Here is a 13,326-nt window from a genome sequence, read left to right on the forward strand (position 1 = left end):
ACCCCTTCCTTACAGAGGTTTTTAACCCAGCATGAAAAACAGAATCTATTTCACATTTCCGGTCCTGATATTTGCCGTCGTCTTCTGTTATTACCAGATCACAGACCATGGCTCTGCACGCATTTCAGATATCCGGAAAAAACATTCGGAATTCCTGAAGAAGAAAACTCCTAAAAAAGATTCCGGGCTTTCAAGGCTGGAAAAGATCCAGGAGGGAATTCCTCCCAATGCTTATTACGAACTCATGGAATACCTCACCATGAATCCGGCGCTGGGTTATCCCGAACCATATAAAGTAAGGGAGCTGCATGAAAAACTGAAAAAACAGAGAAAAAAGGAAAAGTCTTATACCAAAGCCCCGGGAGAAACCGCAGATAATTCCTGGAGGTCCCGTGGCCCGGTCAATGTCGGTGGAAGGACCCGCGTGCTGCTTTTCGACCCGAATGACCCAGATGCAAAAAGGGTTTTTGCCGGTGCCATTAGCGGTGGATTGTGGGTAAACAATGACATTACCCGCGAAACCTCGTCCTGGCAACAGGTTAGCGGGTTACCGGCTAATCTCAATATTTCATGCATCACTGTAGATCCTCGTGACTCAAATATCTGGTACGTGGGAACAGGCGAGCAGTATACTGCTGGTGATGTTATGGGCACGGGAGTATACAAGACCACAGATGGCGGTGCTTCCTGGACGCAAGTCCTTGATGTGAAGAAATTCAGTACCCCCGGATCCGGGGAAAATGCAAAAGTGGTTGGGGGACTACATTATATTAATGACATCCAGGCCTGGGATAATGGGAATGAGACTGAAGTCTACATAGGGGTGAGTACTCATATCTATGCCAATGCGCGTAACCCCTATAATTTCATGGGGTTTTACGACCGCGGACTATACCGAAGTCTAGACGGCGGCAGCAATTGGGAAAGAATCTTACAGGATGACTCCTTTAATGATTTTGAAATAGATGTAAACGGAAACCTTTGGGTGGCGACCACCGAATCGCCTGGACAGTCCGGTTCAAGGGGAGGAAAGATCTTTAAAAAAGAAAAAGGAGCAGATACTCAGTTCACGCTCATCAATACCATACCAGGTGTACTGCGAACAGAAATAGAAGCATCACAAATAGACCCTGATAAGTTCTACATCCTGGCCGAAACAGCCAATACAGAAGAAGCTGACATCTGGATCACCACTGACGCCTTTACTACGCTGAATCGCCTTCCGGAACCCGCAGACATTGATTACGATGGGATCTCACCCAACGATTTCGCGCGAGGCCAGGCATTTTATAATTTAATGGTGGAATCAGATCCGAATGACGACAATACCGTGTACGTGGGAGGCATCAATCTTTTCAGATCTACCGATGGCGGAACTACCTGGAGACAGATCTCGAAATGGAACAAGGAAGGCCTCTACAAGAGTTCACCCATTTCAGAAGTGCATGCAGATCATCATGTCATGCAGTTCCGGCCCGGTAACAGCAATCAGGCAATCTTTGGTCATGATGGCGGAGTATCATTCGCCAGGGATCTTTCCGCAGCAGCGAACAATGATGTCTTCATCTCCCCGCAAAGAGATTACATCACTACGCAATTCTATTCTGTTGCCGTAGCACCCAGAACCTTCGCAACCGGCGATTACTACCTTGGAGGCACCCAGGACAACGGCACTCAGTTATTTCAGAAGCAGGATCACACCTCCCTTGGTTTTTTAGGTGGGGATGGCGCCCATTCCTTCTATGACCAGGTAGATACAGACTATTTGATCGCGAACCTCGTCTACAATGACCTCATCATCGCCTACGACTACAGCCAGAATGAAGTAACCCTCATTGCCAATAATGAGGACAGGGATGGATTTTTTATCAATCCCCAGACATTGGATTCCAACCTCGACAAATTATATTCCAATGGCCCCGAAGGTACACTATACCGTTATGATAATTTGACCGATCTTAAACCCGTAGGAGATAACCTGACCGATAACGATGTGGTGGCTTCCCGCACTTCCCTTTCAAATTCATTGCTGGACGCTTCTATTAGCGCGCTTGCCGTTTCCCCATACCAGACCAACAGCAGCACAGTATTGCTTGGGCTGGTGAACGGAAAGCTTCTGAGGCTGGAAAATGCCCATGGCGCTTCTTCGGAAGCGAACTGGAAAAATATCGGCAGTTCACAATTTGTGGGAAGTATTTCAGATATTGAATTCGGGAGTACTGAAGCTGAGATCTATGTCACTTTCTACAATTACGGGGTTAAAAGCGTCTGGCACACCAAAAATGCCCTGGATACTAATCCCACGTGGGTAAGCAAGGAAGGAGACCTGCCAGACCTCCCGGTACTTGCCATACTACCCAATCCTGTCAATTCACAGGAAGTGATCCTGGGAACCGAACTAGGAATATGGTTCAGCGACAATTTCGACAGCGACCGTCCCTCCTGGAAACAGGCTTACAACGGGATGAGCGATGTTAAGGTCACCGATCTTGATCTAAAAAAAGGAACAAATGAGGTCTATGCCGCATCTTACGGCCGCGGAATTTTCTCGGGGCAATTCACTACTTCACCTTCTGAAGGAGGAGGGATTACGGATGGAAAGATAGCCGTTTATCCCACGGTATCTAATGGTACTTTTAACCTGCTAACAGCGAATGGATCTGGTCCTGCTGAAGTGTACGTTTATGACCTGCAGGGACAGCTGGTACAGGTTTCTCGTTTCCAGTTGATGTCAAACATTCCCGAACAGGTAGATCTTACCAAAGAGGCTTCCGGGATCTATTTCATACAAACCCAATTTTCAGGAAACCGGCAGGTCGAAAAAGTAATAAGGAAATAGATTTTCTTAGAACTCATACACCAGCCCTACTCCCAAAAGCTGCTTCCATTGAATCCTAGGTCCGCCGGTATCCAGCTTTCCGTCGCCGTCAATGTCTTTCTTGAACTTGACATCGTCGTCATACTTAAGGTGTGAACCCACGTTGGCCTTCACATAATCATTCACCTTCAGGTCAACGTTCAGTTCCCAGTCTACATCCACGTTACCGAATTTGTTCAAATAATCGGAATAAAGCCGAAGCTGATTGGAGAGACCAATATTGTTAAAGATCTGTTTGCTAAAATCACTACTGATCAAAAACCCGAATTCTGTCCTTACTTTTTCTCCAGGCTGAATGATGTTTCCTTCTTCGTCTTTTACTGCCGGAGTTACCCCGAACATCCCTTCATTGGCCAGTTCCTGGTCAAGCACGAAAGTGGATTTCTCGGTCACGGGCGAAATATACACCGTAAGATCTTCGGTTGGGGAGGAATACTCGGTCCCTACCCCCACGAAAGCGTAACCGGGCGCCATGAATTTTGAGATCGGCTCATCTGTGTTGGGATATCGATACCCGTAGGTGAACTGGGTGTTAAAGTTGAGCTTTGCCGAATAATACCAGTTGCTGATGGAATCTCTTCTGTACCCGAAGTTAGAGTTGATCTCAAGTGCGTCTTCCGTCTTTCGCAGCTCCCTCCCCTCCTGGGCGTTCAAACCATATTTGATGGACAGGGTAGAGTTCCAGTTTAAAAGTTCTTTTTTGTATCTCCTTCCGAAGAGAGCGTGCATCAAGGCCGAAACAGAGTTGTTACCACCCGAGTTCCAGTTGACAAAGGCCACTTCGGTCATGTTAAGCCCTACCTTGTTCACCTTTTTCCAGTACGTGATCCTTTCCCTTACCACTACAGTGGTATCAGCAATGACGTTATCGGTTTTTATCTCTTCGGTCACTTCCATCTTCATGATCGGCGGGCCTACAGAGGCAAAATCGGTAAGCATTGGTGTAGTAGGTGGGCGCATGTATATTGTATCCAAAACGACCGTATCGGTTCTTAGGCTGTCCTGTTGTGTAGGATTAGTAATTTGGCCGTAGGTCACGGCCGAAAAGATCAAAAACAGTAGGCTTAGGTATAATCTGGGCATAGGGGGCATGCTAAAATGTTATTCTTAATTCTTCTTCAGAAGGGTGGAAAAACGTTCTTTCAATGTCTTAACGTCAATTCCCGCAATTTCTTGTAATTCAATCACTTTTCCGTGGTCAATAAACCGGTCCGGGATCCCGAAGATCTCCACGGGAACAAAATAATCGTTCCGTTGGGCGAATTCCAGAATGGCAGAACCAAATCCGCCGGAAACCGCACCATCTTCCACGGTAACTATTCTCTCATATTTTTTAAAGATATCATGCAGCAGCAGCTCATCCAGGGGTTTAGCAAACCTCATGTCATAGTGCGCGATCTCTTTCTCTTCGGAAAGACCTTCAAGCGCAAGGCTAACATTCATTCCAACCGAGCCAAGGCTCAAAACTGCCATTTTAGAGCCTGCTTTGAGGCGACGTCCTCTTCCGAAGTCAAGCTGCTCAAAAGGCAGTTTCCACTCCTTTCTAAAACCTCTGCCTCGCGGATATCTTATGGCCAAAGGATGCGGAAGATCAACTTTTTGTGCCGTGTAAAGCATGTTTCGAAGGTCGACCTCATCCAGCGGTGCAAAAATAATCATATTAGGGATACATCTTAAATAAGCGATGTCAAAAATCCCGTGATGGGTGGCACCATCTTCTCCAACCAGTCCTGCACGGTCAAGGCAAAAAATTACCGGGAGATCCTGAAGCGCCACATCATGAATCACCTGGTCGTAGGCCCGTTGCAAAAAGGTGGAATAAATAGCACAATAGACGCTAAAACCCTGAGTGGCCATACCGGCGGCAAGCGTTACCGCATGCTGCTCTGCAATGCCTACGTCAAAGGCCCTTTCGGGAAAGGCATCCATCATGTACTTAAGGGAACTTCCGGTAGGCATGGCCGGCGTGATCCCTATAATATTCTTATTTTTCTCTGCAAGTTCCACAAGAGTCAGGCCAAACACATCCTGGAATTTCAAAGAAAGATCTTTGGAATCGTATGGTAAAAGTTCGCCGGTATCGGGCACGAATTTACCGGGAGCATGATATTTTACCTGATCTTCTTCGGCCTTTTTTAGGCCCTTGCCCTTTCGGGTGATCACGTGGAGAAATTTTGGGCCCTTGATCTTTTTAAGATCTTCAAAAGCCTTTATAAGCCCCTCCAGGTCATGCCCGTCAACAGGACCAAAATATTTAAAATTCAGCGCTTCAATGATATTGTCCTGTTTCGGCTTATAGCCGACTCTGGCCTTGGTCAGGTAATTCTTTAAAGCTCCTACACTGGGATCTATCCCGATCGCATTGTCATTCAGCACGATAAGCAGGTTGGCGTCTGTGACCCCCGCGTGGTTAAGCCCTTCAAAGGCCATCCCGCTGGCGATGGAGGCATCTCCCACCACGGCAATGTGCTGTTTTTCGGTCTCTCCTTTTAAATTTGAAGCAATGGCCATTCCCAGGGCCGCCGAAATGGCCGTAGAGGAATGTCCTACTCCAAAAGTATCATATTTGCTTTCACTTCTCTTTGGGAAACCGCTGATGCCATTTAGCTGCCGGTTGGTATGAAAAACATCCCTTCTGCCGGTAAGGATCTTATGGCCGTATGCCTGATGGCCTACATCCCACACCAGCAGATCATTCGGCGTGTTAAAAACATAATGCAGGGCTATGGTAAGTTCCACCACGCCAAGGCTGGCTCCCAAATGGCCTTCTTTGGTAGCAACGATCTCAATGATGAACCTGCGCAATTCAGCTGCAAGCTGCGGCAGTTCTTCCGCGGAGATCTGTCTCAGGTCAGCTGGAGAATTGATGGAATTTAGAATAGTTTCGGCCATGAATCGCAAAGGTACATTTTGAAATTGTATTTTTGAATATGCAAATGGTTTTTGACGACAGCTATTTTATGCGTAAAGCGCTGGAAGAGGCGCAGCTGGCATATGAAAAAGGGGAAATTCCCGTGGGCGTGGTAGTGGTGGCCAACCAGCAGATCATTGCCCGCGGCCATAATCTCACCGAACTGCTTAACGATGTGACGGCGCATGCAGAGATGCAGGCCATTACCTCAGCAGCCAATTTCCTGGGAGGAAAATACCTGATAGACTGCACCATGTATGTGACCCTCGAACCTTGCCAAATGTGCGCCGGAGCTTTGTATTGGAGTCAGCTTTCCAACCTGGTTTTCGCCGCCGAAGATCCTGAGAGGGGCTATAGAAAAATGGGCGCAAAATTACATCCAAAAACAAAGATAAAAAGCGGCATTTTAGAAGAGGAAGCCTCAGAGCTTTTGAAGCGCTTCTTTATTGAGAGGAGAAATCTGAATTAGGTATTCCGGTATGTATTGGTGACAAAAAAAAGAACCCTGTCAAGGTTAATAACCGCTGACAGGGTTGGCCAAAAGGATCTTCAAAATGAAGACAACCATTGGAAACTGATCCTTCTATTTTGTAATTAAAACCCAGTCTACAAGCACCTCGGCTTTTCCATGTTTTATAAGATCAACAGTCGATGCCGGGAGTCCATTGTAAGGTTCTTCAACTCCATTGGTTTTAAAGGGGTATGCCCCGCCTAAAGCCAGGTTGAGGATGAGAAATTTCGGGTTATCAAAAGCCCATTCCCCATAATGCTCTACCATGGGCTTGGTCACTCTGTAGATCAACCTTCCATCTACTCTAAAATCGATTCCTTCAGGCGACCAGTCAACCGAATATACATGCCAGTCGGTTACATCTTCGCCTTCCGGAAAGAAGTATTTATTGACCAGCGGCGTTTCTCCAGAATAACCGGGACCATGTAAGGCCACTCCGATCCAGTCGGTCTCTCCCACATATTCCATGATATCGATCTCTCCCGTATCAGGCCAATCACCGCCGCCCAGGGCCCAGAAGGCCGGCCAGTAGCCCGCACCTTTTGGCAGTTTCATCCTGGCAGCTGCCGTGCCGTAGGTAAACATCACTTTATCGCGGGTATTGATCCTTCCGGAAATAAAGTCAAAATCATTTCCCTTATAATTAATGTAATTAGGGCTATAATGAGCCTTAAGCACCAGTGCGTTATCAACTCCTTTGGCATCGGCACCTTCGACCATAAAAACAGTCGCCGTAGAATCTATATAGATCTGCTGCTCGTTGTTAACCCAAAAGTCGGTACCCATCACGTTCCATTTCTCACGGTCGAGTTCACTTCCGGAGAAATCCTCGAAGAAGATCGTGTCAGCTACAGCTTTGGAGCCTTGATCCTGCGCATTGATCAACGCGCCTGAAGAAAGCATAAGCCACAGCAAAAGATGGTTTATAATTTTTTTCATATAGATTTTATTTTAATTAAATCGGAAGCTTTCTACTTTAAGGTCCCTCGAGTTTCCTCCAACCATAACCTGAAATTCTCCTTCTTCTGAGGCCCATTCCTTATCGGCATTATAGAACTGAAGCATTTCCTCTGTGATGGTAAACTTCACCTCTTTTGTCTCGCCGGGTTGGAGCTCAACCAGTTCAAAGGCTTTTAATTCTTTCACCGGGCGGGTAGTAGTAGCCACCATATCCCTCAAATATAACTGAACGACTTCTTTTCCTTTCACTTTTCCGGTGTTCTTGACAGGTACTGTGACCGTAATTTCACTATTATGATCCATTTCTTCGGAAGAAAGTTCCAGATCACCATATTCAAAAGTGGTATAGCTTAACCCGAAGCCAAAAGGATATAAGGCATCTCTCCTCTCATCTGTATAAGCCGAATAAGTAACATCTGTAGGATTACTTGGCCTTCCGGTGTTCTTCTGGTTGTAGTACAAGGGTTCCTGCCCAACTGCTCTTGGGAACGATACCGGAAGCTTCCCTGAAGGATTGTATTTTCCGAAGAGCACATCGGCGATAGCGTTTCCGCTCTCGGTACCCAACTGCCAGGCCATGACGATGGCCGGAATGTTTTCTGCAGCCCAGGAAATTTCCAAAGGTCTTCCGTTTTGAAGCACAAGTACTACATTTTTATTGGCTGCGTATATCTCTTGCATGAGTTCTTTCTGAACTCCGGCAAGGCCAATGTTCACCTGACTTCTTCCTTCCCCACTCTGGAAAGCATCTTCCCCGAGGGCAAGGATCACAAGATCAGCCTTTTTCGCAACCTCAACAGCCGCTTTAAAACCAGATTTATCTGTGGTATTGATCTCCAGGGGTTTCAGAAAACTTCGCTCTCCTACTCCGAGATCAGCACCCTTGGCATAGGTCACTTTGACGTTCTTGCCAACCGCATTTTTTACTCCTTCCAGAATAGAAACGGCCGAGTTGGCTTCTCCCTGGGCTCTCCAGTTACCTATAGGAGTGTTCTTATCATCGGCAAGCGGACCAATAACAGCTATATTCTTAACAGAAGAAGCAAGCGGCAAAAGACTTTTTTCGTTCTTCAAAAGAACGATAGATTTTTTAGCCACCTCTCTGGCCACCTTCCTGTGTTCCTGGAAATCGATCTTTTCGGCCATTTCAGGGTTTGAATACCTGTATGGATCTTCAAAAAGACCTAATTTGAATTTTACTCTTAAGATCCTTCGCACCGCATCATTGATCAGCTCCTCATCCACTTTACCTTCCTGAAGCAATTCTACCAGACCGGTTTCATAGGCCCCACCTTCCATGTCCATATCGCTGCCCGCTTTTATAGCAATTTCGGCTGCGTGGGTAAGATCTTCAGCAAAACCATGATCCCTCATTTCGGCAATAGAGGCCCAATCGGAAACTATAAAACCATCCCAGTTCCAGTCTCCTTTCAGGATTTCCCGTTGCAGGTATTTACTTCCGGTGGCGGGAGTTCCGTCAAGGTCGTTGAATGAATTCATGAAGGTTGCCACACCCGCTTTTGCAGCCGCTTTAAAAGGCGGTAGAATGGTATTGTGCAGTTGGTTATCGCCCACATTCACCGTGTTGTAATCACGCCCGGCTTCTGCAAATCCGTAGCCGGCAAAATGCTTGGCTGTGGCCGCAATGGTATTTGGATCGGAAAGATCGGTGCCCTGATAACCCTTGATCTTGGCAACCGCAACCTGCGCGGTTAGAAAAGGGTCTTCTCCCGAACCTTCCATGATGCGACCCCAGCGAGCATCACGGGAAACATCGATCATGGGTGAGAAGGTCCAGTTCACACCATCTGCAGCGGCTTCTACAGCAGAGATACGTGCTGTTTCTTCCATTGCTTCCAGATCCCAGCTGGCTGTTTCTCCCAGGGGAACCGGAAAGATGGTTTTATAACCGTGAATTACGTCATAGCCGATCATAAGAGGAATCTTGATTCGCGAATTTTCCATGACCAGCTTTTGGGCCTCTCGTGTAGCTTCAATAGACAGCACATTGAGCATTGAACCAACAAGGCCCTTTTTAAGTTGTTCTTTTCTGTATTGATTCTTATCGCCACTGGCAGGCCCGGTAAGATCCCAGGTGCCGCTGTACTGTACCATTTGACCTATTTTTTCTTCAAGGGTCATAAGAGAAAGTACTGAATCTACTTTCTTTTCAACATTCTCAACAGAACTCGGGATCTTTGAAGACTGAGCCTGGGTTGAGAAGTATCCAAAAAGGCATATTATAAGTATGCTGAATTTTTTCATTTTTGGCAATTAAATTCCAGGGGGAGCATTTTTGTCCCCCTGGAGATTAACAAAGTTTGTGGGTAAGAACTATTGAAAAACCTTCACATAGTCTACCAACATGGCAGATTCTGTAAATGCAGGATCAATAGTACCGCCAAAGGTTCCTCCCATGGCTACATTCAGGATAAGGAAGAAATCTTTATTAAAAGGAACATCCGGTGAATTGTCAAACTCGTGGAATACCTGATTATCTACAAGGAAGTATATCTTATCTTCTGTCCATTCAACAGAGTAAAGATGAAAATCAGTTTCTACACCCTGGACCGTTGTGGTTTCAGTCACGGCATTCCCTCCTGAATTCCCTGGAAAATGAAGCGATCCATGGATCACGTTTGGCTCATTGCCCTTGTACTCCATAATGTCTATCTCACCTGCCTCAGGCCAACCGGCAGTGTCAAAGTCTGCACCTAACATCCAGATCGCAGGCCAAACACCACCTCCCGATGGAAGTTGTGCTCTTACTTCAACTCTACCATAGGTAAAATCAAAATTATCTTTAGTTGTGATGCGGGCTGAAGTGTAATCAAATTCATTGATAGTTTCAGCTTTTGCAGTGATAACCAGGTTACCATCGGCTACAGCCACATTATCGGCAGTATAATACTGGGCTTCCTGATTACCCCATCCATCAACACCATTTCCTGTTTCAATATTCCAAATGCTTGTATCTAATGATCCTGAATCAAAATTGTCCTCCCACAACAAAGTGCTAAACTGACTTTCGAATTCTGCAGATTCTTCCGGTTCGGTTCCCTCAGGTGAAGTCGTGAGGATTAGATACCACGCAAGGAAGTCATTATTTCCCTGAATGGCACGAAGAACCATGGTATTCTCAGTGATTGAAAGAATTTCATAAGAACTGGCACCAATGTAGTAGCTAATGAAGCCACCGTCCGAAATATTCATAACTGTACCTGTAGACTCAGGAAATCCTGAAGTGGCAGGAGACAGAGAAACAGTCATAGTGCCTGAACTATCGTATGGTAGACATTCATCTTGACTTTCATCTGTACCACCGAAGTTGGGATCATACGCATTGTTGAAAAATGTAAATCCTTTGTTGTCGTAATCATACAGGATATCGCCGTCCTGCGTAAGGCTAAAGGTCATCTCATCCTCATAAAAACAAGAGCTAACCTCTGAACCTGCTTTCTCGTATGGGGCAGCAGCATACCAGAAGCCAGGAACATTCCAACCGTTTTCTGTCGAAGGTGCGGGGCCTACGCCCAGGTGGCCAGGTTGGGCTGCAGCTATATACCAGGTCTTTGTCCCACCACCAGTCAATAGTTGAGTTGTTTCGGGATCACTGAAATCACTAAAAACTGTAACTGTAACCGTGGTATTTGCGGAAGCTCCGCCAGCACCGTAAGCTACAATAGTGACAGTGTAATCATTTATCCCATTTCTATTAAAAGAATGGGTTGTTGTACCGTCATAAGATACTTCTTCAAATCCATCACCATAGATAAATTTATAAGTCATAGCATCATCTGCCGAGACTGAAAAGTCCACTGCCCCACTTCCATCTCCATAGGGCATCTCTTCTGTCTGCCCCACTACTTGTGTAGAAACATTGAAGTTCGATGGATTTATGATCTCCCCAATGTTGAAATCATCATCCACACAGCTCACTGCCAGCATTGACAGAAACAGGAGAGTGATTGTATTTTTTATTTTTAGAATATTTTTCATCTTTCTTCTCTTTTAATTATGAAAATAAACATTGGAGATATAAACATTTGCCTCTCCTGCCGGTGCAGCTGAATATATCAGTTGAGAAATATTCGCAAAATTGGTAAGATTCTCAAATGCCGACAATGGTATGTCTAAACTCACCCATTCATTCTGGGCCGGATTATCTATGACTATTTCGTGTTCTGAATCATCACCTCCCTGCCAAGCGCCGTCAGGTCCAAAATCCACCAGTTTTACCCTGAAAGTGGTAGCATTATCTGTCCAAATTTCAGTATGAAAGTGAGTCATATTGGATACATCAAGTTGGTTAGTAACCGTTTCAATTCCAACATAGTTTAGGTTGTAATAATGTTTGGTGACTCGGCCGTCAAAAGAAACTTCTTCATAATCTGAAACAGACCAATCAGTTCTCCAGGTATCCACCGTGACATCGTCTGCAATATCACTAAACAGGGAAATATACTCCGTATCTCCAACCTTTATGTCATCAAAGTAGAATGTGGTTCCTTCTCCGGGATTTCCAAAGTCATAGAAGATCACCAGATTATCATAGTTTATAGACGGATCAAATGCTTCAAATGTGGTAAGATCAAAGCTCAATTCTTCCCATTCTCCAGAAGTAGTAGTATTAACAAACACTTCTGCTACTATAGACGGATTACCATTGTTATCTGGTGATGAAGAACTATCTTCCAGTTTGAAAAGTATACTTGCACCCTTCTTTGGTGACCATACTTTCATTTTAACAGTGGTCCCTGCTGAGAAATCAACCGGCTCATCAAGACCAAGAATGATACCCGCCCAGGTTTGGGCTCCACTACTTTTATTCAGCTCAGTAACATTGGCACTAGTATTAATACCTGATTGATCTGGATTGGCTACAACCGCACCACTAGCACCACCAAAGCCATTCCATCCATAGTTAAGATTCTCTGACTCAAAGGTAAGTGGCAATTTTACCAGCTCCAGTTTTGTAGTTCTGATATTATCAAAATAATAAGTCTCACCGTTACCTGGGGTTCCGAAGTTGAAGAATAATACTATTCTTCCGTACTCTACAGCCGAATCAATTGAATTAAGATCAAAAGTTAATGTTTCCCAATCTTCACTTACCGTAGTTGTAGTAGAGAACTCTGCACTAAGGGAGTTATCGGCTAAATTTTCAACTTTGAATAATACTGGTGTTCCTGCGGTAGGAGACCACACATCTACCTGAATATAACGCTCTGTAGAGAAATCAATAGGTTCATCTAGCGCAATGGTTGTTCCAGCCCAAACCTCGGAATTAACCGGTTTAGTATATTCAGCAACTCTGCTACTTGGATTTACATTATTAGGATCGGGATTATCTATAATTGGTACTCCATCTACTACATCTGGACCAAAATTGATAAAAGTATAATCTAGTTTTTCAGATTCAAAATCGATGGGTAGAAACAGGGGGTCTGAGATTACTACTTCCTGAGTAAATTCTGTAGTCGCCTCTCCTCCACTCAAGGCAACCACACGAATATTGTAGGTGCCAATGGTTTCATAGGAATGGGAAACAGTTTCACCTGGCATTAGAGGAGTTGGTTCTTCATCTACAGCGTCCCCAAAGTAAACCTGGAACATAGCCGCGAAATCTGCTTCAGCGCTCACAGAAATGGAATAATTATCTTCGGGATCTCGTTCTATAGTAACCTTTAAATTTTCAGGAGCTCTAAAAGATACAGTAAGCGGTTGTGTTCCCTGCGCAGTTTTTCCTGACAGGTTTTTACCCGTTACCACTACATCATAATTGCCTTCAGCATAAATATGCTCCACACTCTCTCCGGCTTTTAAATCGTCTGAAGTAGGGGAGCCGTCCCCAAAATCTACTGAAAACAAGGTAGCACCTTCCCCGGTTGGTGTTATGGTCACCAAGCCGGTATTATCCTGGGTTATCTGGAAGGTAGCTCCAAGATTCTCAGGAGCTGAAAGGCTTTCCAGGTCAACCCCAAGATTATCGTCGTCCATATCACAGCCAATTACTGCAAAGGCAATAAAGAATATGAATATTGTTTTTAAAATGTTTTTCATAAT

At 45.1% G+C, this 13,326-nt stretch carries 8 protein-coding genes; 2 read left to right on the forward strand and 6 right to left on the reverse strand.

Translation table 11 applies throughout. The features are described from left to right. Positions 1 to 31: 31 nt before the first annotated feature. Positions 32 to 2,839, forward strand: a complete 2,808-nt coding sequence (locus BLS64_RS01510; RefSeq protein WP_093111035.1) for a T9SS type A sorting domain-containing protein — start codon at positions 32 to 34, stop codon at positions 2,837 to 2,839. 6 nt (positions 2,840 to 2,845) lie between these two features. On the opposite strand, the gene BLS64_RS01515 is transcribed toward BLS64_RS01510, so the two are convergent. Beyond that, positions 2,846 to 3,961, reverse strand: a complete 1,116-nt coding sequence (locus BLS64_RS01515) for a DUF3078 domain-containing protein (RefSeq protein WP_245693351.1) — start codon at positions 3,959 to 3,961, stop codon at positions 2,846 to 2,848. A gap of 24 nt (positions 3,962 to 3,985) precedes the next feature. Then, entirely contained in the window at positions 3,986 to 5,770 is a 1,785-nt protein-coding gene (locus BLS64_RS01520) for a 1-deoxy-D-xylulose-5-phosphate synthase (protein WP_093111037.1), read from the reverse strand. A gap of 38 nt (positions 5,771 to 5,808) precedes the next feature. On the opposite strand from BLS64_RS01520, the gene BLS64_RS01525 reads away from it, so the two are divergent. Beyond that, complete coding sequence (locus BLS64_RS01525) at positions 5,809 to 6,258, forward strand: nucleoside deaminase (RefSeq protein WP_093111039.1); 450 nt, start codon at positions 5,809 to 5,811, stop codon at positions 6,256 to 6,258. A 114-nt stretch (positions 6,259 to 6,372) separates the two neighbouring features. On the opposite strand, the gene BLS64_RS01530 is transcribed toward BLS64_RS01525, so the two are convergent. The 4 genes from BLS64_RS01530 to BLS64_RS01545 form a co-directional block, all read right to left on the reverse strand. Then, positions 6,373 to 7,239 (reverse strand): glycoside hydrolase family 16 protein, encoded by an 867-nt coding sequence (locus BLS64_RS01530; RefSeq protein ID WP_093111041.1) that lies wholly within the window; start codon positions 7,237 to 7,239, stop codon positions 6,373 to 6,375. 12 nt (positions 7,240 to 7,251) lie between these two features. After that, on the reverse strand, positions 7,252 to 9,525 hold the full coding sequence (gene bglX / locus BLS64_RS01535) for a beta-glucosidase BglX (protein ID WP_093111043.1): 2,274 nt from the start codon (positions 9,523 to 9,525) through the stop codon (positions 7,252 to 7,254). Positions 9,526 to 9,594: 69 nt separating this feature from the next. Beyond that, on the reverse strand, positions 9,595 to 11,259 hold the full coding sequence (locus BLS64_RS01540; protein ID WP_093111045.1) for a family 16 glycosylhydrolase: 1,665 nt from the start codon (positions 11,257 to 11,259) through the stop codon (positions 9,595 to 9,597). Positions 11,260 to 11,271: 12 nt separating this feature from the next. Further along, positions 11,272 to 13,323, reverse strand: coding sequence for a hypothetical protein (locus BLS64_RS01545; protein ID WP_143019255.1), 2,052 nt, complete (start codon positions 13,321 to 13,323; stop codon positions 11,272 to 11,274). Positions 13,324 to 13,326 lie beyond the last annotated feature (3 nt).

The organism is Salinimicrobium catena (genome assembly GCF_900102915.1).
GTDB classification, from domain to species: domain Bacteria; phylum Bacteroidota; class Bacteroidia; order Flavobacteriales; family Flavobacteriaceae; genus Salinimicrobium; species Salinimicrobium catena.

Excerpts from the sequence above, each read along its gene's own strand:
- BLS64_RS01530 (WP_093111041.1), bottom strand. The coding sequence starts at position 7,239 with ATGAAAAAAATTATAAACCATCTTTTGCTGTGGCTTATGCTTTCTTCA.
- BLS64_RS01515 (WP_245693351.1), bottom strand. The coding sequence starts at position 3,961 with ATGCCCAGATTATACCTAAGCCTACTGTTTTTGATCTTTTCGGCCGTG.
- BLS64_RS01545 (WP_143019255.1), bottom strand. The coding sequence starts at position 13,323 with ATGAAAAACATTTTAAAAACAATATTCATATTCTTTATTGCCTTTGCA.
- BLS64_RS01520 (WP_093111037.1), bottom strand. The coding sequence starts at position 5,770 with ATGGCCGAAACTATTCTAAATTCCATCAATTCTCCAGCTGACCTGAGA.
- BLS64_RS01525 (WP_093111039.1), top strand. The coding sequence starts at position 5,809 with ATGCAAATGGTTTTTGACGACAGCTATTTTATGCGTAAAGCGCTGGAA.
- bglX (WP_093111043.1), bottom strand. The coding sequence starts at position 9,525 with ATGAAAAAATTCAGCATACTTATAATATGCCTTTTTGGATACTTCTCA.
- BLS64_RS01540 (WP_093111045.1), bottom strand. The coding sequence starts at position 11,259 with ATGAAAAATATTCTAAAAATAAAAAATACAATCACTCTCCTGTTTCTG.
- BLS64_RS01510 (WP_093111035.1), top strand. The coding sequence starts at position 32 with ATGAAAAACAGAATCTATTTCACATTTCCGGTCCTGATATTTGCCGTC.